20 protein-coding genes are annotated in these 22,297 nt (G+C 45.9%); 4 read left to right on the top strand and 16 right to left on the bottom strand.

What is annotated here, in order from left to right:
• Window positions 1-3: 3 nt before the first annotated feature.
• The 15 genes from ICN20_RS05070 to bioB all read right to left on the bottom strand — a co-directional run bounded on the left by ICN20_RS05070 (window position 4) and on the right by bioB (window position 16,838).
• Window positions 4-861, bottom strand: coding sequence for a cell division protein FtsQ/DivIB (locus ICN20_RS05070; protein ID WP_216238473.1), 858 nt, complete (start codon window positions 859-861; stop codon window positions 4-6).
• Window positions 858-1,871: a D-alanine--D-alanine ligase gene (locus ICN20_RS05065; protein ID WP_255534653.1), complete on the bottom strand. Its 1,014-nt coding sequence runs from the start codon at window positions 1,869-1,871 to the stop codon at window positions 858-860. The genes ICN20_RS05070 and ICN20_RS05065 overlap by 4 nt, the downstream gene beginning before the upstream one ends.
• Entirely contained in the window at window positions 1,864-3,300 is a 1,437-nt protein-coding gene (murC, locus tag ICN20_RS05060; RefSeq protein WP_216238472.1) for a UDP-N-acetylmuramate--L-alanine ligase, read from the bottom strand. The genes ICN20_RS05065 and murC overlap by 8 nt, the downstream gene beginning before the upstream one ends.
• Window positions 3,297-4,370 (bottom strand): undecaprenyldiphospho-muramoylpentapeptide beta-N-acetylglucosaminyltransferase, encoded by a 1,074-nt coding sequence (gene murG, locus ICN20_RS05055; RefSeq protein WP_216238471.1) that lies wholly within the window; start codon window positions 4,368-4,370, stop codon window positions 3,297-3,299. The genes murC and murG overlap by 4 nt, the downstream gene beginning before the upstream one ends.
• The gene (ftsW, locus tag ICN20_RS05050) at window positions 4,367-5,638 is read right to left on the bottom strand and encodes a putative lipid II flippase FtsW (RefSeq protein ID WP_216238470.1); all 1,272 of its coding nucleotides are present in this window, start codon (window positions 5,636-5,638) and stop codon (window positions 4,367-4,369) included. The genes murG and ftsW overlap by 4 nt, the downstream gene beginning before the upstream one ends.
• Entirely contained in the window at window positions 5,635-7,257 is a 1,623-nt protein-coding gene (gene murD, locus ICN20_RS05045; RefSeq protein ID WP_370624526.1) for a UDP-N-acetylmuramoyl-L-alanine--D-glutamate ligase, read from the bottom strand. The genes ftsW and murD overlap by 4 nt, the downstream gene beginning before the upstream one ends.
• A 13-nt stretch (window positions 7,258-7,270) precedes the next feature.
• Window positions 7,271-8,440, bottom strand: coding sequence for a phospho-N-acetylmuramoyl-pentapeptide-transferase (gene mraY, locus ICN20_RS05040; protein ID WP_216238469.1), 1,170 nt, complete (start codon window positions 8,438-8,440; stop codon window positions 7,271-7,273).
• Complete coding sequence (murF, locus tag ICN20_RS05035; protein ID WP_216238468.1) at window positions 8,431-9,879, bottom strand: UDP-N-acetylmuramoyl-tripeptide--D-alanyl-D-alanine ligase; 1,449 nt, start codon at window positions 9,877-9,879, stop codon at window positions 8,431-8,433. Before murF ends, mraY begins: the two co-directional genes overlap by 10 nt.
• The gene (locus ICN20_RS05030) at window positions 9,879-11,429 is read right to left on the bottom strand and encodes a UDP-N-acetylmuramoyl-L-alanyl-D-glutamate--2,6-diaminopimelate ligase (RefSeq protein ID WP_216238467.1); all 1,551 of its coding nucleotides are present in this window, start codon (window positions 11,427-11,429) and stop codon (window positions 9,879-9,881) included. Before ICN20_RS05030 ends, murF begins: the two co-directional genes overlap by 1 nt.
• The gene (locus tag ICN20_RS05025; RefSeq protein WP_216238466.1) at window positions 11,426-13,198 is read right to left on the bottom strand and encodes a penicillin-binding protein 2; all 1,773 of its coding nucleotides are present in this window, start codon (window positions 13,196-13,198) and stop codon (window positions 11,426-11,428) included. Before ICN20_RS05025 ends, ICN20_RS05030 begins: the two co-directional genes overlap by 4 nt.
• Window positions 13,195-13,461, bottom strand: coding sequence for a cell division protein FtsL (gene ftsL, locus ICN20_RS05020; RefSeq protein WP_216238465.1), 267 nt, complete (start codon window positions 13,459-13,461; stop codon window positions 13,195-13,197). The genes ICN20_RS05025 and ftsL overlap by 4 nt, the downstream gene beginning before the upstream one ends.
• Complete coding sequence (rsmH, locus tag ICN20_RS05015) at window positions 13,458-14,408, bottom strand: 16S rRNA (cytosine(1402)-N(4))-methyltransferase RsmH (protein ID WP_216238464.1); 951 nt, start codon at window positions 14,406-14,408, stop codon at window positions 13,458-13,460. Before rsmH ends, ftsL begins: the two co-directional genes overlap by 4 nt.
• A 12-nt stretch (window positions 14,409-14,420) precedes the next feature.
• The gene (gene mraZ, locus ICN20_RS05010; RefSeq protein ID WP_216238463.1) at window positions 14,421-14,849 is read right to left on the bottom strand and encodes a division/cell wall cluster transcriptional repressor MraZ; all 429 of its coding nucleotides are present in this window, start codon (window positions 14,847-14,849) and stop codon (window positions 14,421-14,423) included.
• A gap of 303 nt (window positions 14,850-15,152) precedes the next feature.
• Window positions 15,153-15,782 carry a 2-polyprenyl-3-methyl-6-methoxy-1,4-benzoquinone monooxygenase gene (gene coq7, locus ICN20_RS05005; RefSeq protein WP_216238461.1) on the bottom strand — a complete coding sequence of 210 codons (630 nt, stop codon included), beginning with the start codon at window positions 15,780-15,782 and terminating at the stop codon, window positions 15,153-15,155.
• Between the two features lie 6 nt (window positions 15,783-15,788).
• Complete coding sequence (gene bioB, locus ICN20_RS05000; protein WP_216238454.1) at window positions 15,789-16,838, bottom strand: biotin synthase BioB; 1,050 nt, start codon at window positions 16,836-16,838, stop codon at window positions 15,789-15,791.
• Between the two features lie 89 nt (window positions 16,839-16,927).
• Here bioB and bioA point away from each other — a divergent pair, with 89 nt between their 5' ends.
• The 4 genes from bioA to ICN20_RS04980 all read left to right on the top strand — a co-directional run bounded on the left by bioA (window position 16,928) and on the right by ICN20_RS04980 (window position 21,483).
• Entirely contained in the window at window positions 16,928-18,274 is a 1,347-nt protein-coding gene (gene bioA / locus ICN20_RS04995; RefSeq protein WP_216238452.1) for an adenosylmethionine--8-amino-7-oxononanoate transaminase, read from the top strand.
• Complete coding sequence (locus tag ICN20_RS04990; RefSeq protein ID WP_216238450.1) at window positions 18,271-19,518, top strand: 8-amino-7-oxononanoate synthase; 1,248 nt, start codon at window positions 18,271-18,273, stop codon at window positions 19,516-19,518. Before bioA ends, ICN20_RS04990 begins: the two co-directional genes overlap by 4 nt.
• A complete protein-coding gene (gene bioD / locus ICN20_RS04985) occupies window positions 19,511-20,224 on the top strand; it encodes a dethiobiotin synthase (protein ID WP_216238448.1) in 714 nt (237 codons plus the stop codon). The genes ICN20_RS04990 and bioD overlap by 8 nt, the downstream gene beginning before the upstream one ends.
• Before the next feature lie 62 nt (window positions 20,225-20,286).
• The gene (locus ICN20_RS04980) at window positions 20,287-21,483 is read left to right on the top strand and encodes a M20 aminoacylase family protein (protein WP_216238445.1); all 1,197 of its coding nucleotides are present in this window, start codon (window positions 20,287-20,289) and stop codon (window positions 21,481-21,483) included.
• A gap of 13 nt (window positions 21,484-21,496) precedes the next feature.
• On the opposite strand, the gene ICN20_RS04975 is transcribed toward ICN20_RS04980, so the two are convergent.
• On the bottom strand, window positions 21,497-22,273 hold the full coding sequence (locus tag ICN20_RS04975; RefSeq protein WP_216238444.1) for an enoyl-CoA hydratase: 777 nt from the start codon (window positions 22,271-22,273) through the stop codon (window positions 21,497-21,499).
• Window positions 22,274-22,297 lie beyond the last annotated feature (24 nt).

Raw genomic sequence — 22,297 nt, 5'->3', positions numbered from 1 at the left:
TCCTCATTGCTTCAGCTCACTTTTTTTGCCATCTACATCATTCTTTTTCAAACTTGCAGCAGCAAGATGAACTGCGAAACCATTTGCATAGCGCAAATCAACTGCATCCACTCGATTCGCCCACTTCTCTTGAACTTGTGGCCAATACTTAAATAATCGCGCTACACGCTCTTCTGTTAAATTCTTGTCGGAGCTTTCTTCATCGCGTCCAAACTCCACCTTCATGCCATTAGAAAGTCTTACGTGCCATGCATAACGCTCGGTCAGTGCAAGACTAGTTACTTCAGCACCCCATGGTTTAAACCAGTTATTGGCTTTTTCATAAAGACTCATCACTTCTTTACCAGCATCTGCAGGGCCAGAGAAGTCAACTAAACGGACATCGTCACCCAACTCAGAAACACGACCGGTGAAAAGTTCGCCATGGGTATTCATGAGGGTGTGACTATCAGCTCCGCCCCAGGTTCCAAAAGGCTTCTGCTCTTCAATACTCACCACCAATCCATTTGGCCAGACACGACGCACATTGGCATGTCTTACCCAAGGCATACTTTCAAAGCCGCGCTTCACATCCTCTAGGCGAACACTGAAGAAATTGCCTTGAACTGTTTCAAGCACTTGCTGCTTCACAATAGGCTTATTAATGTGTTTCAACGTTTGGCCAGCAACCGGCTCAATTTGAATTTGCTTCAATGCAAATACAGGCCGTTGACTCAACCAAACCAAAATGCCAATCACCAGCATTACAACAAAGCAACGCATCATGAAGCGACTCAATTTCTCCATTCGCTCGGAATGATTCCAAAGCGGAGCCATTAACATGGAGAAAATTTCACCGAAGCGGTCCATGAAGTTGCTCATGTAGAGGCGCCCTCTTTTTGCTGCAATGTTTGACTTAATAACCAGAGCACTAAGTCGGCATACTCAATACCAGCAGCCTTAGCAGCCATAGGGACCAAGGAGTGAGAAGTCATGCCAGGGGAGGTATTCATCTCTAGTAAATAAGGCTTACCAGTCTTTTGCTCCAACATCACATCTGCACGTCCCCATGTACGGCAACCCAAAGCTTTATATGCAGCCAAAGCTAATTCTTGGACTGCAGCATTCACTTCAGGCGCAAGTCCGGTTGGGCATAGGTACTGAGTCTCGTCAGAAAAGTACTTGTTATGAAAATCATAATTTGCTTGTGGCGGAATAATTTTAATGACAGGCAAAGCTTCAGCTGTGTTGCCCTGTCCAATTAATGGGCAAGTGAGCTCATCACCAATGATGCAAGTCTCTGCAATCACTTTCTTATCCAATCCAGCTGCCAACTTGTAAGCAGCAGGCAATTCATCAACTGATTTAACTTTTGTTAAACCCAAAGAAGAGCCTTCATGCGCAGGCTTCACAATCAAAGGCAAGCCCAGATGTTTCACAACTGCATTCCAGTCGCTTCTAGCTGTCAGCTCTTCATAATCAGGGGTGGCGAGTCCATTACTAATCCAGACTTGCTTGGTAACAATTTTGTCGATAGCTAAAGCAGATGCCAAAACACCACTACCGGTATAAGGCAGGCCTAACAATTCAAGCAAACCCTGAATGGTTCCATCCTCACCAAAGCGACCGTGCAGGGAAATAAATATACGATCAAATTTTTCTTTAGCTAGCTCAGTCGGACAACGCAATCCTGTATCAAATGCATGCGCATCAACGCCTTTTGCACGCAGAGCCTCTAATACGCCATTACCGGACATGAGGGAGATCTCTCTCTCACCAGATTTACCACCCAGCAATACCCCAACGCGACCGAAAGACTTAGGGTCCAAGCCAGCTAAGCTAGCCTTTGCACGATCACCCCAAGAGCTCAAATTAGCAACTACCTTAGACATTCTTTGCCTCCGAAAGCGTATGCGGCAAAGCAGAAATCGATCCTGCACCCATCGTGATTAAAACATCACCATCTTTTAAAACTTGACTCAATTTTTCTGGCATCTCGGCAATATTTGCAGCGTAAGCCACTGCACTTACATTTAATAAGGTTTTAGAATTCTTGTCCTCAGCAACCGCGGCCTTCATCAAGCTCTTGCTATCAGCGCCTGGAATTTTTGCTTCGCCTGCTGGATATACGTCCGTCAAAACCAAAGCGTCAAAACTCTTGAGGACCTGCACAAATTCACCAAAGCAGTCACGCGTTCTAGTAAAGCGGTGCGGTTGGAATGCCAAGACCAAGCGACGATCTGGAAAAGCACCTCTAGCTGCAGCTAGCGTTGCAGCCATCTCAACTGGATGATGTCCATAATCATCAATCAAGGTAAAGCTGCCGCCAGATGTCAGTGGAATTTCTCCATAACGCTGGAAACGACGACCTACACCGCCAAACTCGGATAGAGCCTTAATAATTGCCTCATCACCTACGCCTAACTCTGTCGCAATTCCAATGGCAGCCAAGGCATTACGAACATTATGTAAGCCCGGTAAATTCAGGGTGATATTTAGCGGACCAGGCTTATTTCCATGTCTCCGCACCGTGCGACGATCAACCGTGAAGTGCATTTGAGTGCCATCTGCACGAACATTACTTGCGCGGATATCCGCCTCTTCTGATGTGCCATAACGTAGCACTGGCTGAGACACAAATGGAATGATGTCACGTACATTTGCATCATCAATACACAGCACTGCCACACCATAGAACGGCATACGCTGAATAAACTGTACAAATGCCTGCTTTAGACGCGCCATATCATGTTGATAGGTATCCATATGATCAGCATCAATATTGGTTACCACTTCCATTGCGGGGAATAACTGCAAGAAAGAAGCATCTGATTCGTCTGCCTCTACAACAATGAAATCGCCACGTCCCAAACGGGCGTTGGCACCTGCTGAATTCAGTTTCCCACCAATGACAAATGTTGGGTCTAATCCGCCTTCAGCTAAAACTGATGCTACTAAGCTAGTGGTAGTCGTCTTACCGTGCGTTCCCGCAATCGCAATACCCTGCTTTAGGCGCATTAACTCACCCAACATCACTGCGCGTTGAATGACTGGAACCTTTGCCGCACGTGCAGCCAAAACTTCTGGGTTATTGCCCGCAACGGCAGTGGATATCACTACAGCTTCAGCGGTGCCAATATTTTTAGGGTCATGGCCAATATGAATGACCGCACCCAACTCTCTTAGACGCTTAGTCACTGCACCATCGGCAAGATCGGATCCCGAAACCTGGTAACCCAAATTCAAAAGTACTTCAGCAATGCCGCTCATGCCAGCACCACCGATACCGATGAAATGTATTTGCTGAACGATATGCTTCATATACCCACCCCCGCACAATCTGCACATACTTCAGCTACTCGCTGAGTTGCATGTGGCTTTGCTAATGCATGTGCACGCAATGCCATCTCTTTTAATTCTGTGCGATTGAAGTTTTGAATCATCATTGCTAAATCTTGAGGATTGAGCGATGGCTGTGGCAACAGAACTGCTGCATCAGAATTTGATAAAAATTGTGCATTTGCGGTTTGGTGATCATCAATTGCAAATGGGAAAGGGATAAGGCAAGACGCAACTCCACAAGCGGCTATTTCAGAGACAGTCATAGCGCCCGAGCGACAAATCACCAAATCTGCCTGTGAATACGCAGCAGGCATGTCATCAATAAAAGGACGAACATCTGCAACCACACCGAGATCGATGTACCGTTTTTGCAGATCAGCTAAATGCTTATCACCCGCCTGATGAATGACTTTAGGGCGTGACTCTTCTGGAATTAATGACAGCGCAGCGGGGATATTTTCATTTAGGGCCGCGGCACCTAAGCTACCACCTACTACTAATATTGAGAGTGGGCCTTGGCGCTGGTCATAACGAGCTGCGGGTGCAAGCATATGATCAAACTCTTCACGAATCGGATTGCCCACCCACTCTGCATGAGCCATCGCTTCAGGGAATCCAGTGAGCGTACGCATTGCAATTTTGCTCAGCGCCAAATTTGCACTACCAGCAACCGAATTTGCCTCATGCAAAACTAAAGGGCGCTTCAAAAATTTAGTAACCAATCCACCTGGGAAAGTAATGTAGCCGCCCATACCCAAAACAACATTTGGTTTTATACGACGCATAATCTTCCAGCTTTGGAAGCATGCACGTATGAGATTGATAGGCAACATCAGCTTTGTTTTTAAACCCTTGCCTCGTAGACCGCCAAAATCAACTGCCTCAAATGGAAAATCACAAGACTTCACAAGACGATATTCCATGCCCGCTTGGTTACCTAACCAAGAGACATTCCAACCGCAAATCCGCAAATATTCAGCGACAGCAAGGCCTGGGAAAATATGTCCCCCAGTACCGCCAGCCATCACCAGAATAGAGGGTTTTGTCACAGCTTCCCTCCGCGCATGAGGATGCGATTTTCAAAATCGATACGCAGCAACATTGCTACAGCCACTGCGTTCATCAGAATTCCAGAGCCGCCATAACTGACCAATGGCAAAGTCAAACCTTTGGTTGGAAGCAGCCCAAGGTTCACACCCATATTGATGAATGCTTGCCAGCCAATCCAAATAGCGACGCCTTTAGCAGCAAGACCAGCAAAGCTACGATCCAATTGCAAAGCAGTGCGACCAATTAAGAAGGCGCGACGTACGATCCAATAGAACAAGAAGATCATGACCACTACACCAACGAAACCTAATTCTTCACCAATCACCGCCATGATGAAGTCGGTATGCGCTTCTGGTAGGTAATGCAATTTTTCTACACTACCGCCAAGCCCTGTACCAAACCATTCGCCTCGGCCAAACGCCATGAGTGAATGGGTTAATTGATAGCCCTTATTGGCAGCGTTATCTACTTGCCATGGATCCATAAAAGCCAACATGCGTCCACGACGAAACGGAGATAGCGCAATCATCGTTGCACCGCTCATAAGACCAACAGCAATCAAGCCACCGAATAACTTGGCATTAATACCGCCCAAAAAGAGGATGCCAAATGCAATCAAGGCAACCACTACAAATGCACCCATGTCAGGCTCTGCCATTAACAAGCCGCCCACCAGAGCAACCGCAATACCCATAGGCAGCATACCTTTAACAAAAGAATGGAGATATTCTTGACGTTGAACGGTATAGCTTGCTGCAAAGATCACAGCGGCAAACTTCATTAACTCGGAGGGCTGAAAGTTCATTAGGCCCAATGGAATCCAGCGCTTTGCACCATTCACGCCTTTACCAATGCCAGGAATCAAAACAGCAATCAGTAGCAAGACAGTAAACCCAAAAATCACTGGTGAATAACGATCCCATACCTTAGTGGGAATCTTAAAGGCCCAGATTCCGACGCCAATCGCAATTGCTAGGGAGATGACATGACGAATAAGGAAGAAGTTGCTACTGTAGTTAGCGTACTTAGGGCCATCAGCTAAAGTAATTGAGGCGGAGTACACCATTACCAAACCAATCAGCATCAGTGACAGGACTGCCCACACGAGTAACTGGTCGTAATCCATCATGCGTGAACGAGTTTGCTCAACTCCAGAAACAGCATCGCGTAAACCAGTGCGGAAGTTATCAATTCCACCGCGAGAAAAATTCCAGAAGCGATTTAATCCAAGGCGATTTTCAGGAAATAACTTTTCTTTTAAGTTCATGCTTGAACTCCTTCAAACTGCATTCCTAATTCTTCAACCTCTGAAGCAAATACTTGAGCGCGCTCAACGTAGTCGCGGAATTGATCTAAGCTTGCGCAAGCAGGCGAAAGTAGCACCAAATCCCCGGATATAGCTTGTGCTGCCGCAGCCTGAACAGCGGACTTCAGATCACCACAATTTGTACTGCGAATATCGGAACCTAAAGCCTCGCTTATTGCAGACCCATCCTTGCCAATCAAGAATGCGCCCTTAACAAAACGCAAGGCCGGTTCACGCAATGGACTGAAATCTTGACCTTTCCCATCGCCACCAGCAATCAACCAAATACGTTTGCCGGATTCATTACTACCGAGGCCATTCAATGCAGCAACAGTAGCGCCTACATTAGTGCCCTTGCTGTCATCCACATACTCAACATCTTTAACAATCGCAATACTCTGTACACGGTGTGGTTCGCCATGGTAATCACGTAAACCATGCAATAAAACATTCATTGGTAAATTTGCAGCACGCGCTAAGGCAAGTGCAGCTAAGGCGTTTAATGCGTTGTGACGTCCACGTATTCTTAAAGCATCCGCTGGAATCAAGCGCTTCAGTCGCAATGGCTCATCTTCCTCTATAGCTGCAGACTTACGACGACGCTTGGGTTTTGGTTCAACATCTTCGTCAACTTCAGCCCATACGAGCCAATCAATTCCACCTGCGCGTAAGTCGTGCTCAATACCAAAAGCGCCTTGCTCATCTGGACGGTTAGAGCCAAAAGTCACAATAGATTTCTCAGCCTTTTGCTCTTCAGAAAGTAAGCCCATCACCAATGAATCATCTCGATTCAGTACACATACTGTATCGGCGCCAAATATTTTTGACTTAGCCTCTGCATAAGCCTTCATATCACCATGCCAATCTAAATGGTCTTGGGTGATATTCAAGACGGTTGCCGCCGTAGCATTCAGCGTATGGGTGTAGACCAACTGGAAACTTGAGAGCTCTAATACCCAAATATCTGGCATATCCGTAATTTGATCTGCCAAATCCAAGCAGTTCATGAGCTTATCTAAAGCAGCCGGACTAATGTTTCCTGCAACAGCAACCTTCTTACCTGCGCGTTCGCAGAGCTGGCCAGTTAATGCGGTGGTGGTTGTTTTGCCATTAGTACCAGTAATAGCCAATACTGAAGTCTCATAACTTAACTCTTGTGCTTGCGCCATGCGACTTACAGCAGCAATTGCACGAGCAAAAAATTCTAATTCGCTCCAAACATCGATCTCAGCTTCGTCAGCCTTTACTAAAAAAGAATAAGTTGGGTCCTGCACTGGAGAAAGACCCGGGCTGATACCAATCACATCAATATTTTTGAGCAGATCTTCACTCAAAGGACCAAAACAAACATCTTTTAAACCTGCAATTCGAAGCTCATCGAGCCAAGCATTTTGTTTTTCAGTAAATGTTGATTGATCACGCGTATCTGCCAAGCGTACTTCTGCGCCATTACGCAAGCACCACTTTGCCATGGCAACACCTGACTCACCCAACCCTAAAATAAGGAATCGGTGGGGTGCTTGATAGCCTTCATCAGCCATGAAAGCTGAATTTGCAAAGGTATTTTCTAAGATCAACATATTAAATTTTGGATTACCGTAACTTCAAGCTAGACAAGCCAATTAAGACTAAAAGAATGGTGATGATCCAGAAACGTACAACCACTTGTGTCTCCTTCCATCCACCCAATTCAAAATGGTGATGCAATGGAGCCATCCGGAAAATTCGACGGCCTTCACCAAAATGTTTTTTGGTGAACTTGAACCAAGTTACTTGAAGCATGACTGAGACAGTCTCGGCAACGAAAATACCGCCCATCACAAATAACACAATTTCTTGACGAACAATCACAGCGATAGTGCCCAGCGCTCCACCCAAAGCTAGCGCGCCTACATCGCCCATGAATACTTGCGCTGGGTGCGTGTTGTACCAAAGGAAGGCGAGACCAGCACCACCCATGGCGCCGCAAAAAATCATTAACTCACCAGCCCCAGGAATATAAGGAAAGAGGAGATACTTTGCATAAATCGCATTACCCATCACATAGGCAAAGGCACCTAAAGCAGCCCCCACTAAAATCACCGGCATAATGACCAGGCCATCAAGGCCATCAGTCAGATTGACAGCATTACTGCTGCCAACAATCACCAGATAACTCAAGATAATGAAACCCATTATTCCTAGTGGGTAGCTCACTTCCTTCATGAATGGTATTAATAAATTGGTTTTTGCAGGTAGATCTAGAGCAAAGCCACTTCTGAGCCACTCATAGAACAATTGCAGCACCTTGAGGTTGTTTACCTCAGAAACTGAAAACGCCAAGTAGATAGCAGCAAATAATCCAATTAAGGTTTGCCAGAAAAACTTTTCTCTTGAGGCCATACCCTTGGGATCTTTGTAAACCACTTTACGGTAGTCATCTACCCAGCCTACTAGACCAAAGCCAAAAGTAACGATCATCACAATCCAAATAAATCGATTACTTAAATCAGCCCACAACATGCATGAGATAAAGATACCTATCAAAATCAATACACCACCCATCGTTGGGGTACCTGATTTCACCAAATGGGTTTGCGGTCCATCAGTGCGAACGGCTTGCCCCATTTTTAAGGCAGCCAATTTACGAATCACCCAAGGTCCTGCAGCCAAACCAATTAACAAAGCAGTTACTGTTGCCATCACTGCTCTAAAGGTGATGTAGTTAAATACTCGGAAAAATCCGAAATCATCTTGCAACCATTGCGCCAACATTAAGAGCATGTTTTAGCCTCCTCTAACAAAGCCTGCACTACACGCTCCATGCGCATAAACCGTGAACCTTTAACCAAAATATTGAGGTGTTGATTGCTGCCGCTAGACTGTGCATGTAGCGCATCTCTTAATTGCGCAATCAGACTATCCATGTCGGAGAAATGTAATGCGCTAGATTGCGCCTCATTATTTCTAGCAACTCCATTAAATCCCTGCAGAGCAAATTCGCATTGCTCGCCTAAGGCAAATATCTTTGAGATACCCTGTTCTGCTGCATAGGCACCGACTTCTCGATGGAACTCTGGCCCTTGATTACCAACTTCACCCATATCACCCAAAATCAACCAAGATAAGTTGCCGGATTGTTTTAAGGCATCAATTGCTGCCCTTACGGAATCAGGATTGGCGTTATAGCTATCGTCAATTAAGGTGTGATTTGAATCAATCACTTTTGCCTGCATACGACCATTTACTGGTAAGAACGATTCAAGACCCTGCTTAATCTTTTCAAGATTTACTCCAGCCGCTATACCAACAGCACTTGCAGCTAGAGCATTACGGACATTGTGACTACCTAAAGTATTTAACTGAACTTCTATAGAGCCCTGCTCCGTTTGTATCTGCACCATGCCGTTGCTTAATAGACTTCCAGTAACTGAAGCTGAATTTTTACTCTGTGCAGACGAGAGAACAAAGTCAATTACCTGGCGACCCGCAGCAGCCTGACGCCAAACATTTGCAAATTCTGAATCTGCAGGGAATACGGCAACACCATCACTTGGCAAAGCATGAATTGCATCAGAGTGCTCTTCTGCAACGGCTGCAACCGTTGCCATAAACTCCTGATGCTCTCGTTGAGCGTTATTAATTAACGCAATATTTGCTTGTGCAATTGCAGCCAACTGTGCAGTTTCACCGGGATGATTCATGCCGAGCTCAACGACTGCGAGACGATCTGTTGAGCGCAATTTCAAGAGCGTTAATGGCAAACCAATATCGTTATTTAAATTACCTTTAGTAACCAAAGTATGTTGCTCGCCAACTGCCGCTTTGAAAATGGAGGCAATCATTTCCTTAACAGTGGTCTTGCCGTTGCTACCTGTAACTAATGCCAAAGGAATAGGATGATTAGCACGCCATGCTTTTGCTAAATTCCCCAATCCAATACGGGTATTTGAAACGCAAATTGCAGGTAAGTCTGCCGGCACTTTATCTTGACTACTAATGAGTGCTGCACCAGCTCCAGCCTTAGCTACATCAGTTAAAAAATCATGTGCATCAAAGCGCTCGCCAACTAAGGCAACAAATAATTCATTGCGATCGATCTGACGACTATCTGTGCCTACCCGAGAAATGACTAATTCCTGCGCAGCCTCTGCGGACGCGTTAATCAATGTGCTTCCAGGTAGCATGGCCTGAGCTTGCGCAAGCGTTGTCATGACTGACATCAGACCCCACCTCCCGCAGCTAAGCGAATATGCTCTTGGTCAGAGAAATCAAATTTCTTGCCATTAATTTCTTGGGTAGTTTCATGACCTTTACCAGCAACTAAGACAATATCGCGCGTGTCAGCATGACGAATTGCAGCCATGATGGCTGCCGCGCGATCGGCGATCATTTGGATATTTTGTGCTTCCGCCTTAATACCGCTACGAACCATCTTCATGATGGCTTGCGGATCTTCTGAGCGAGGATTATCGCTAGTGATGAGAACGTGGTCGGCATTGCGCTCAGCAACGGCACCCATCTGCGGACGTTTACCAGCGTCGCGATCACCTCCACAGCCAAATACACACCAAATCTTTCCACCACGTTGATCAGCAATAGGGCGTAATGCTTGCAAGGTTTTTTCTAATGCATCAGGTGTGTGTGCGTAATCTACAACTGCTAACAAGCCTTCCGTCTTTTGTTGCTTGCCCAGGCGAATTAACTCCATACGACCAAGTACCGGATTCAATTGACTTATTTTCTTACCCGCACTCTCGAAACCAATATCCTGCGTAAGCAATACCGCCCATACGGCAAGCGCATTACTTAAATTAAATTCACCTAGTAATGGAATGTGCAATTGCACGCTACCCACACCTTCAGAAACAAAGGTGGAGTCATAACCAGAACCAGTTAGCACGGAGTCTTTTGCATAAATACGTTGCAAACGATCGCCAAATTTTTCAAAACCCTTAAATGCTGATGGGGACAATGCATATGCCCAGACCTTCAAGCTCTCTTTGGCTAATAGATTCATCGCTAACTCGCGACCAAAAGCATCATCTAAGTTGATAACTGCATGCTTAAGGCCGGTTTGGCGAAATAATGTAGCTTTTGCCTCAGCATAATCAGCCATGCTACCGTGGTAATCCAGGTGATCCTGCGTCAGATTAGTAAATACCGCACAATTGAATTCAGTTCCGGCAATTCGCGCTTGATGTAGCGCATGTGAAGATACTTCCATCGCCACTTGTTTTGCGCCAGCCTTAGCTAACTCTGCTAGCTGAGTCTGTAATTTAGGGGCATCCGGCGTTGTATATCCCGTTTGAACTAATGCACCGGGGAAACCAGTACCTAAAGTACCCAAAACTGCGGTGCGATGATTGTTTGCATCCAAAGCTTGGGCTAACCATTGCGTGATACTGGTTTTGCCATTGGTGCCAGTGACGCCAATGATGTTTAATTCTTTGCTCGGATAGCCATACCACTGCGCGCAAAGCTCGCCTACTTTTGCTGCGAGATTTTCGACTGCAAAACATTGCGGATGATCAATAAATTGATTTTCTAAGCCTACTGGATCAAAGACAACGGCAGCTGCACCGCACTCTAAAGCGGCACTAATAAATTGACGACCATCGCGCAAAACATTGCCATGACCAATGGGGTAGGCAAAAAAGATATCGCCAGACTGAATCTGGCGACTATCCGCACACACTTTTGCAGAAGCATTTGCTAGGGTGTGTAAGTGGTCAATCAAATGATTGGTGTCTATTTTCAAGTCCACCCTCATCTTTTCAAAACCACATGTTGAGCTTGGGCATTCGCAGTCTGAATCTCCTGCGGACCCTTATCCTGCAATACCATTTGCTTTACTTTGCTATCAGGCAACACATTTAATGTGTGTAATGTTTCGCTCACAATAGTTGAGAACACTGGCGCTGCTACATCACCACCGTAATGGCTTCCGCCAGTGGGTTCATCAATCATTACCGCAACAACTATACGTGGCGCACTGATTGGCGCTAATCCAGCAAAGTAGGCGCGGTATTTATTTCCATACCCCTTACCAACCAACTTATGCGCTGTTCCAGTCTTGCCGCCAACACGGAAGCCTTCGGCTTGCGCCTTAATTGCGGTGCCTCCTGGCTCAGTAACCGCTTCCATCATGTTGCGCATTTCAATCGCTGTTTTTGGAGAAAGGACTTTAGTGCCCGGCTTGAAATCTGGACTTCGCTCAATGGTTAAAGGCACCAACTCACCATCACGCGCAAAAACGGTATATGCACGCGCCACTTGGAAGAGTGAAGCAGAAATACCGTAACCGAACGCAATACGCGCCTGATCAGTAGGCATCCACTTCTTGTAAGGATGAACCGTTCCAGCAACAGCGCCAGGGAAGCCAATTTTTGGCGCCTGACCCAAACCAACTGCCGTATAGAAATCCCACATCTCTTCAGCAGAGAGGTTGTTCATAGCAATCTTAGCGGTACCGATGTTGCTAGACTTTTGAATAATCTGTGCGACTGTTAAATTGCCATAAGGATGCGTGTCTGTAATTGGTTTTGGGCCAACCAAATATTTCGCACCAATGACCATATTGGTATCGGGCTTAACTACGCCTTTTTCTAATGCAATTGCGATAGTCAGCGGCTTCATCGTTGAGCCAGGCTCAAACGTATCGGTCAACACACGATTACGTAATTGCTCGCCTGTTAAGTACCTTCGATCATTCGGGTTGTAGCTCGGGTAATTTGCTAAAGCCAAAATCTCGCCTGTTTGGGTGTCAAGAACGACCGCACCACCAGCTTTAGCATGATGCTTTTCAACTGCATCTTTAACAGCGTTGTAAGCCAAGAACTGAATCTTGCTATCAATAGACAGATTTAAATCTTTTCCGTTTTGTGGCAATTGCAAGATCGCCATCTCATCAACTACGCGCCCGAGTCGATCAACTACTACGCGTCTTTGCCCTGGATGGCCGGCTAGCTCTGCTTCCCGAGAAAGCTCCATACCTTCTTGGCCTTTGTCATTTACGTTGGTAAAGCCAACCACATGCGCCATTGCCTCACCTTCTGGATAGAAGCGGCGATATTCATTATTTAAGCCAATGCCTGGAATTTCTAACAACTTAATTTGTTGTGCAACAGCAGGATCAACTTGACGCTTTAAGAAAATCTGTTTGCGCTCTTCTTTTAACTTCTTACGCAACTCAGACTCACTCATTTGCAACAGACTTGCCAGCTTTTGAACTTTATCGGCAGCTAAATCATCTGGGACTGTGTCGTTGTAGGCGATAACAGACTTAGCCTCCAAACTGGTTGCAATAACTTGACCATTACGATCCAAAATTTTCCCGCGACTGGCTGGCAACTCTAATTCACGCTGAGTACCACGAACACCCTTAGCTTCATAAAAAGCATTGCCTGGACCCTGAATCCAAAATGCGCGTAGCAATAGCATCATGAAAACGAAAAACAAGAGGAATAGCATCAAACGCGACCGCCACATTGGCAGGCGCAATACTAAATTTGGCGTAGTAGAAAAACCAACCGGCCTCATTTAGCCTCCCTCAAATACAAAGTACGCTCAGGAGTAATCGGGGACATTCGTAATTGATTGCGAGCAACATCACGAATACGTGCAGACTTTGAGAGATTGCGCTGCTCATATTCCAAGCGCAACCATTCTTGGTTTAACTTGCGCTCTTCAATCTGAGCGCGCTCTTGAAGAATGAATAATTTTCGAGCACGCTGCTGAGCTGCGACCAATGAAAGAGCGCAAATCAATAGCAATGCTAGCAAAGTCAAAGTAGCGCGATTCATGCAACTGCTCCAATACGCTTTTCAGCAACACGCATGATTGCTGAACGTGCACGCGGATTCCCAGACACCTCGGCATCACTTGGCTTAACGCGGCCAATAATTTCAAGCGCACTTTGTGGCAAATCTCTTTCACGCACAGGCAAACCGCGTGGCACCTCTACTTTTGCATGTGCCTGCATGAACTGCTTCACGATGCGATCTTCTAGCGAATGAAAACTGATTACAGCGAGTCTTGCACCAGGCTTTAATAATTTCAGGGCCGCCTTTAAGCCGAGCTCTAAATCTTCCAACTCGCGATTAATAAAAATACGTAATGCTTGAAATGTTCTTGTTGCAGGATCTTGACCTGCTTCTCGTGTGCGTACTACGCTCGCCACAAGACTGGCTAACTCGGTTGTAGTTTTTGGGGACAAGCCTTCTTCGCGCCTAGCCACAATAGCCTTCGCAATCTGAAAAGCAAAGCGTTCTTCTCCGTAAGTCTTAATCACTTGTGTGATTTCCTCCGGCGGCGCTTGTTCCAACCACTCTGCTGCAGTCAAACCGTGATCGGTATTCATGCGCATATCGAGCGGACCCTCCCGGCGAAAAGAAAACCCCCGATGCGCTTCGTCTACTTGCGGCGAACTGATTCCCAAATCCAACAAAATGCCATCGACCGATTCCGGCTCTGCGTACTGATCCATCTGCGCAAAACTGTCGTGCACGATCTTGAGTCGTGGATCGTTGATTTGTTGTGCTACTGCAATCGCATCCAAATCCTTGTCGAATGAAATCATGCGCGCAGAAGGATTCAACTCCTTGAGCAATGCCTGCGTATGACCACCACGCCCGAAGGTTCCATCGATCACTAAAATTTGTTTTTCTGTATTTTGATTTTGAATCAGCGGACCGCCAACTAGCGCCGTCACCGCCTCGGCCAGCAATACTGGGCGATGAGTTATGTTCATGGCACCCTGTCATCAAAAATTAAATTGCTTGAGTGCTTCAGGCATGCCTAATGCAATCGCAGCCTGTTCTTTTGCAGCGTATGTAGCCGCATCCCACAACTCCAAGTGACTTCCCATACCAAGCAAGATCACTTCTTTTTCAATACCTGCTGCTGAACGCAATTCAGGACTAACCAATACGCGACCAGCGCTATCCAAATCCATTTCAGCCGCATTACCCAAGAAAATGCGGCGCCACCAATGAGCGTCCATTGGCAGTTGCGCCACTCTTGCTCTGAAGGTTTCCCACTCTGGTCTTGGGAAGAGAAGCAGGCAGCCATCGGGGTGTTTTGTGAGCGTGATTCGGCCCTCGCCCTGAACCAACAAGGCGTCACGATGCTTAGCCGGCACAGACATGCGGCCTTTTGCATCTAAATTGAGAGCTGACGCACCTTGAAACACTATTTACCCCACTTTTTCACACTTCCTCCCACTTTAGAGGATCACACTAAGAGGGTCAAGTGTTTTTAGGAGTTTTTTTAGGAATTTCTCTAGTGTTTACAAACACTTAGCGTCATGTGTTGAGAAAATGGTGAATATAAAATAGCTACTTGAAACAAAGGCTTGGAAAATATACTTAAGAATAGATCTTAGCTATTGGGCTAGATAATCCCTCAATATACTGTATTTAAAAACAGTAATCTGTGAAAAATATATATGAAATTAATCAGAAATAGACTTGAAGAATTAAATCGAATTTCAGTTTTAAATTTTATAAGCAGTAGTAGTCATTATCTTTGACATTGTCTGCATGATTTTTTGAACAGGCTCGGGCAAATTCACGCCACCAGCATTTTTTGCAGCCTGTCCGTGAGCAATTTCATCGAGACGCATTTGGTCAACAATTGCTCGAGATCGCTGATCATCTTTGGGTAATTTTTCGAGATGACTTTCTAGATGATTTTCAACTTGTTTTTCCGTTTCCGCAACGAAACCTAAACTCCACTTATCACCCGCTAAGCCAGCTGCCAAGCCGATTGCAAAGGATCCCGCATACCAGAGTGGATTGAGATAGCTAGTATGTGAGCCGAGCTCTTGAAGGCGAGTTTCACACCATGCAAGATGATCCATTTCCTCTTGTGCAGAGTGGTCCAACATCTCCCGAATTTCCGGATTTCGCGCGACTAATTTTTGTGATTGATACAGGGCTTGTGCACAAACTTCACCAACGTGATTCACGCGCATGAGTCCTGCTGCATGGTTACGTTCAGCGGCATCTAATACAGAATCACTTCCCGCAAGAGACCCTGGGATAGGTCTATGGGCATTTGCACCGCCAACCACCGATCGAAGCGCGGAATCAAATTCCAGAATGAGGCGATCTATCGGGGTCATAAGAAACTAGACTAAAACCTCTGCTTTACAGCTTTGCTTGGTCTTCAAGCCCAGCTCTGCTAAGAGCTCACGGTCTTGTTCTGCCTCTGGATTACCGGTAGTGAGCAGTTGCTCACCATAGAAAATCGAATTGGCACCAGCCATGAAACACATAGCTTGAACTGCCCTGCCGAGCTCCTGACGGCCAGCAGATAATCGGACTCGGGCTTTCGGCATAGTGATTCTTGCAACTGCAATCGTTCTCACAAACTCCAGAGGATCCAATGGCTTTTGCTCTGCTAATGGCGTACCCGCCACTGGAACCAAATGATTAATGGGAACTGACTCGGGATATGGACTCAAATTGGCTAAGCGGGCCAAAAATGCAGCTCGTTGCTGTCTAGACTCGCCCATACCAACAATACCGCCGCAGCAAACAGACATGCCAGCAGCGCGGACATTAGAAATCGTATCCAAACGATCTTGATAGCCGCGGGTAGAGATCACAGAGCGATAAAAATCTTCACTGGTATCAAGGTTATGGTTATAAAAGTCCAAACCAGCCTCTTGCAAGGCCTGGGCTTGATCAGCCTCCAGCATACCTAAAGTGGCGCAGGTCTCTAAACCCAAGGCTTTAACACCCTTAATCATGGCTGTGACTTTTTCAATATCGCGATCTTTAGGTTCGCGCCAAGCAGCACCCATACAAAAACGGTTGGAACCAGCAGCTTTAGCGGCTTTAGCAGCCTCCAGAACCTCTTCTAGACCCATCAACTTCTCTGCCTTGACGTCGGTGTCATAACGAGCAGCTTGAGGGCAGTAACCGCAGTCCTCAGGACAGCCGCCCGTTTTAATGGATAACAAAGTCGCCAATTCCACATCACCTTCTGGGAAGTAGGCCTTATGAGTCTCTTGAGCCTTGAGCAGTAGCTCATTAAAAGGAAGGGCAAATAAAGCCTCAATTTGAGCCACGGACCACTCGCCAGATGCTTGGACACCTACATTTACGTCCTGATGCAAATCCGCCTTAGATTTGAACTGGGTTAAGGGTTTTTCGACGGTTTGAGTGTCCTGCATGGGCAAATTCCAGAAAATAGGTAGATTCAAGGCATAAACATAACAGATACAGGCCTGAATTTGGAAAAACTAGTGGTCAAATATCAAACATGAAGGTTATTTCTGATTTAAATCAAACCCCTCTCGTTGATCGCAGCCTAGCCGCAGTTTGGCACCCATGCACTCAGATGAAACAGCATGAGTCCTTTCCGTTAGTTGCTATTACAAAGGGTAAGGGTGCGTGGCTCTATGACGAAAATGGAAAAGCCCTGCTCGATTCGATCAGTTCTTGGTGGACCAATTTATTTGGCCACTCCAATCCACGCATCAATCAAGCCATTACCACGCAACTTGAAAAAATTGAGCATGTCATGCTCGCAGGATTTACCCATCAGCCAGTCGTTGAGTTATCTGAAAAACTTTCTGCACTCACCAATCACCACCTAGGTCATGTCTTCTACGCATCTGATGGTGCATCTGCTGTTGAGATTGCATTAAAGATGAGTCACCACTACTGGCAACTGAATGGCAAGTCGCAAAAGAAAAAATTTGTTTGCTTGGAGAATGGTTACCACGGAGAAACACTTGGTGCATTAGCCGTCACTGACGTTGCTATTTTTCGAGAGGCCTATGGGTCACTCTTGCAAGACGTGTTCACGATTGCATCGCCAGATGCCCGTAAGGCAAAAGCAGGCGAGAACGCGGAAGATGTCGCAAAGCATGCTGCCAAAAAACTTGAAGAATTATTGGCAAGAGAGCATCACAATATTGCCGCCATCATTGTCGAGCCCTTAGTGCAATGTGCTGGTCAGATGGCCATGCACTCACCTGAATACCTTCGCTTAGTAAGAAAGCTATGTGATCGATATGAGATACATCTGATTGCCGATGAGATTGCCGTTGGCTGTGGGCGCAGCGGTAAATTTTTCGCTTGTGAGCATGCGGATATCTGGCCAGACTTTCTAACGCTTTCAAAAGGTATTAGTGGTGGGTATTTACCGCTGTCACTTTGCCTAACTACTGATCAGATTTATCAAGCTTTTTATGGCGATCAAACTCAGCAAGGGTTTTTACATTCTCATTCGTATACCGGCAACCCATTAGCCTGTGCTGCAGCTCTGGCCTGTCTTGAGATATTTGAAACAGACAAAGTGTTGGAGAAAAATATTGAGCGCTCAAAAGATTTGGCAACAGCTTTTGCGTGGGCAAAAACTGATTCTCGAATTGAGCATTGGCGCCAACAAGGAATGATTTTGGCATTCGATATTAAAAATAATTGTCTTAAAGACCCAAAAATATTTGCACGCACAATGTTTGCAAATAGTTTGGATGAAGGTGTATTGATCAGACCAATCGGCAATACTATCTATGTCATGCCGCCCTATATTTTGTCACCTGCAGAAACTATGCAATTAGGCAAAGCCGTGCAAATTGCCCTTGAGAAAACATTGGCATGACCAACTCTGCGAACACATTTAAAGCGATCCAATTGGCGCAAGAGCAAATTGCTGACCTTGAGTCGCAATTGCTCAAACGCAAACTCAGAGCTACAGAATCTCCATGCGATACCAAGTCATTAGTTGATGGACGCGAGCTAAAAGCCTTCTGCAGCAACGACTACTTGGGACTCGCGAACCATTCCGCGCTGATTAAAGCCCTTGCTGAAGGCGGCGAGAAGTATGGGGTAGGTAGCGGGGCCTCCCATCTCATCAGTGGTCATAGCATCGCACATGAACTCCTTGAAAAACAATTAGCCTCTTTTCAAGAGCAACATATCCCGAATGCACGTGCACTCTTTTTTAGTACCGGCTATCTTGCCAACCTAACAGCCATCACCGGACTCGCAAGACTTGCGCCCGAAGGATCGACCAGCATTTATTCGGCGAAGTTAAATCACGCATCCTTAATCGATGGTGTGCGTTTAGCTGCTGCGCAGTCCAAAGCAAGCGTCACTTTGTTTGATCACACACAAATGAATGCGCTTAATGAGCTACTAAAGGCAGACCAAAGATCCTTAAAGCTCATTGTTATCGATGGTGTTTTTAGCATGGATGGTGATCTAGCTCCGGTGAAAGCGCTGCTTAAGCTGGCTGAGCAATACGATGCATTGCTATTGATTGATGATGCCCATGGCTTTGGAGCTCTAGGCAATCATGGTCATGGCATTTTGGAGCAAGAAAATATTTGCTCTGATCGCATTATTTATATCGGCACGCTTGGTAAGGCCGCTGGTGTCAGTGGCGCCTTTGTATGCGCACAAGAAACCTTTATTGAATGGCTTATACAAAAGGGCCGTCCTTTTATTTACAGCACAGCAACGCCACCAGCAATAGCCCACACCCTCTCTAAGAGTCTAGAAATCATTAATGGAGCCGAAGGAAGCAATCGACGCGCTCAACTCAATCAATTGATTCGCATCTGGCAAGATGAAATGCATTTTTCTCAATGGGAAAAAGTTCCCTCATGTACCGCCATTCAGCCTGTGATTTTGGGTAGCAACGCCAATGCCTTGCTTGCTGCCAAGTTATTGGATGAAGCGGGATATTGGATTCCGGCTATTCGACCGCCTACTGTGCCACAAGGGAGCTCACGATTGCGTATTACGTTCTCTGCCAATCACAGTGCAGCTGATTTGCGTCAACTCATCGCCACTCTGAATGCAATTGAAAAGCAAGTAATCAATAAGGCAACTCATGAGTAAGTCCAATGGATTCTTTGTCACAGGTACGGATACTGAAGTTGGCAAAACCTTAGTCAGCGGGGCACTCATTCTGAAATTGCGTGAGCAAGGAATGAATGCTATCGGCTTTAAGCCAGTAGTTGCCGGCACTTATCAAAACGCTCAGGGTTTAACTCTGAATGAAGATATTGAAACCCTCCGACTTGCTTCAAACCTCGACTCTCTTGAGTTGAGTTTGTGTCCCTACGTATTGGATCAGCCAGCCGCCCCTCACCTCGTGGCAAAGCATCAGGGCTCAACACTAGAGATGGATATTATGGTCGAGGCCTTTCAGAAGATTCAAAAGGTTGCAGATTGCGTCGTAGCTGAAGGCGCTGGTGGCTTTCTGATTCCCTTGAATGCAAATGAAGACTTAAGTGCGTTTGCGAAGGCAATTGATTTACCAGTCATTCTCGTAGTGGGTATGAAGTTAGGCTGTATTAATCATGCCCTACTTACTTATGAGGCACTTAAAGCACGTCATTTAAATATTGCCGGGTGGGTAGCCAATGCCTTATCCACAGAAATGTCACTGCTTCAAGAAAATGCACAGGCCATCGAAGCCAGAATTGAAGCTCCTTTTTTAGGCCTTATTCCAGCACTCCCAAAAGAACTTCAAAAACCCATAAATAGTCCTTATTCCATTGAAGCTCTGACTTTTGCTGCAAAGCACATTCAATTACCCTAGAAACAACAAGCACTAACTCCCGTCTAAAGACATATCAAAAGACTTTCGGATAAGATGAAGGGATGCATTTAATCCCTGAAATTACTGACTCCGCAGAAGCCATTCAAGAAATTCGACGCAATATTCATGCGCATCCTGAATTACGCTTCGAAGAAAATCGCACAGCCGATCTTGTAGCTGAGGCACTTTCTAGCTGGGGAATTACTGTTTACCGCGGCATGGGGAAAACTGGCGTGGTTGGTCGACTAGATGGTGACTTAGGCCCAGGGAAAATGATTGGCCTACGCGCTGATATGGATGCGCTGCCATTGCAAGAGCACAATAACTTTGCTCATGCTTCAAAAAATCCTGGAAAGATGCACGCGTGTGGGCACGATGGACATACGGCAATGCTACTGGGGGCTGCACAATATTTATCAAATCATCGCGACTTTAAAGGCACGGTAATTTTTATTTTCCAACCCGCCGAAGAGGGCGGTGCTGGCGCGAATGAAATGATTAAAGATGGACTCTTTAAAGAGTTCCCATGTGATGCGGTATTTGGTTTGCATAACTGGCCTGGTTTTGCGGCAGGCCAGTTTGGTGTTACTGCTGGCCCCATGATGGCTTCTAGTAATACTTTTGAAATCACCATCACTGGCAAAGGTGGTCATGCTGCACTACCCCATAACAGCGCTGATCCAGTATTTACTGGCGCACAAGTAGTACTTGCCTTGCAAAGCATCATCACGCGCAACAAACGCCCTGTAGATGCTGCGGTTTTATCGATTACACAATTTCATGCGGGTGAAACTAGTAATGTCATTCCGGATAGCGCCTTCATTGGTGGAACGGTACGTACATTTACCTTAGATGTATTAGATCTTATAGAACAACGGCTCTGTGAAATCGCCCATAGTGTTGCGGGTGCATTTGATTGCCAAGCTGAAATTACCTTCTCTAGAAATTACCCACCCCTCATCAATCACGCCAATGAAGTTAAATTCGCGACAGAAGTGATGAGTGAATTGGTTGGCGAACAAAACGTCAATAGCTCTGTGGATCCAACGATGGGTGCTGAAGACTTTGCATTTATGTTGCTTGAAAAACCCGGTTGTTATGTCTTTTTAGGCAATGGCGATGGTGATCATCGCTCTGTGGGTCACGGCATGGGCCCATGCCACCTACACAATCCCTCATACGATTTCAATGATTCGTTGATCCCAGTGGGCGTGAGCTATTGGGTCAAACTAGCTCAACGCTTCCTAGAAAAAAACTAAACTCGTTTTGTAATTAAGAGTTGGTAAATTTGGCTGGGCGTTTTTCCATAAACGCAGCCATTCCTTCTTTTTGATCATTCATTCCAAAGCAAGCATGGAAGAGACGACGCTCAAAATGAATGCCTTCAGACAAGGTAGTCTCATAAGCGGTGTTGATACTCTCTTTCACCATCATTGCAGTCAATAAAGGCATATCTGCAATTCCTTTAGCAATCGCCTTTACCTCTTTCAATAAATCCGCCTGAGGAAATATTCTTGCCACTAGGCCTGAACGCTCAGCTTCAGCAGCATCCATCATGCGCCCTGTCAAAGCCAGATCCATTGCTTTTGCTTTCGATACCGCGCGAGGTAAACGCTGTGTACCACCAGCGCCTGGAATAATGCCAAGCTTTACTTCAGGCTGTGCAAATTTGGCGTTATCGGCCGCCATGATCGTGTCACACATCATCGCCAGCTCACATCCACCACCGAGTGCATAGCCAGATACTGCAGCGATTACTGGCTTACGAACTTTTTTAATCTCTTCCCAGTTACGGGTAATAAAGTCGCCACGATAGACGTCCTTCAACCCATACTTAGCCATTGAAGCAATATCTGCCCCAGCAGCAAATGCTTTTTCGCTACCAGTAATAATCATGCAACCAATATTGTCATTTGCATCAAACGCCAATAATGCCGCGCCAAGTTCTTCCATTAACTGATCATTCAATGCATTCAATACCTCTGGACGATTCAAAGTAATGGTCGCAACCTTACCTTCCACTTCAGTCAAAATTGTTTTGTAGCTCATGAATTTCTTTCGGTGTTATGTTTG

Source organism: Polynucleobacter sp. JS-Polo-80-F4 (genome assembly GCF_018881965.1).
In the GTDB taxonomy this organism is placed as follows: Bacteria; Pseudomonadota; Gammaproteobacteria; order Burkholderiales; family Burkholderiaceae; genus Polynucleobacter.
The sequence above is the reverse complement of the archived record's forward strand: the minus strand, read 5'-3'. Positions and strand labels throughout refer to the sequence as shown.

Excerpts from the sequence above, each read along its gene's own strand:
- ICN20_RS05070 (WP_216238473.1), bottom strand. The coding sequence starts at position 861 with ATGAGCAACTTCATGGACCGCTTCGGTGAAATTTTCTCCATGTTAATG.
- ICN20_RS05065 (WP_255534653.1), bottom strand. The coding sequence starts at position 1,871 with ATGTCTAAGGTAGTTGCTAATTTGAGCTCTTGGGGTGATCGTGCAAAG.
- murC (WP_216238472.1), bottom strand. The coding sequence starts at position 3,300 with ATGAAGCATATCGTTCAGCAAATACATTTCATCGGTATCGGTGGTGCT.
- ftsW (WP_216238470.1), bottom strand. The coding sequence starts at position 5,638 with ATGAACTTAAAAGAAAAGTTATTTCCTGAAAATCGCCTTGGATTAAAT.
- murD (WP_370624526.1), bottom strand. The coding sequence starts at position 7,257 with ATGTTGATCTTAGAAAATACCTTTGCAAATTCAGCTTTCATGGCTGAT.
- mraY (WP_216238469.1), bottom strand. The coding sequence starts at position 8,440 with ATGCTCTTAATGTTGGCGCAATGGTTGCAAGATGATTTCGGATTTTTC.
- murF (WP_216238468.1), bottom strand. The coding sequence starts at position 9,879 with ATGTCAGTCATGACAACGCTTGCGCAAGCTCAGGCCATGCTACCTGGA.
- ICN20_RS05030 (WP_216238467.1), bottom strand. The coding sequence starts at position 11,429 with ATGAGGGTGGACTTGAAAATAGACACCAATCATTTGATTGACCACTTA.
- ICN20_RS05025 (WP_216238466.1), bottom strand. The coding sequence starts at position 13,198 with ATGAGGCCGGTTGGTTTTTCTACTACGCCAAATTTAGTATTGCGCCTG.
- ftsL (WP_216238465.1), bottom strand. The coding sequence starts at position 13,461 with ATGAATCGCGCTACTTTGACTTTGCTAGCATTGCTATTGATTTGCGCT.
- rsmH (WP_216238464.1), bottom strand. The coding sequence starts at position 14,408 with ATGAACATAACTCATCGCCCAGTATTGCTGGCCGAGGCGGTGACGGCG.
- coq7 (WP_216238461.1), bottom strand. The coding sequence starts at position 15,782 with ATGACCCCGATAGATCGCCTCATTCTGGAATTTGATTCCGCGCTTCGA.
- bioB (WP_216238454.1), bottom strand. The coding sequence starts at position 16,838 with ATGCAGGACACTCAAACCGTCGAAAAACCCTTAACCCAGTTCAAATCT.
- bioA (WP_216238452.1), top strand. The coding sequence starts at position 16,928 with ATGAAGGTTATTTCTGATTTAAATCAAACCCCTCTCGTTGATCGCAGC.
- ICN20_RS04990 (WP_216238450.1), top strand. The coding sequence starts at position 18,271 with ATGACCAACTCTGCGAACACATTTAAAGCGATCCAATTGGCGCAAGAG.
- bioD (WP_216238448.1), top strand. The coding sequence starts at position 19,511 with ATGAGTAAGTCCAATGGATTCTTTGTCACAGGTACGGATACTGAAGTT.
- ICN20_RS04980 (WP_216238445.1), top strand. The coding sequence starts at position 20,287 with ATGCATTTAATCCCTGAAATTACTGACTCCGCAGAAGCCATTCAAGAA.
- ICN20_RS04975 (WP_216238444.1), bottom strand. The coding sequence starts at position 22,273 with ATGAGCTACAAAACAATTTTGACTGAAGTGGAAGGTAAGGTTGCGACC.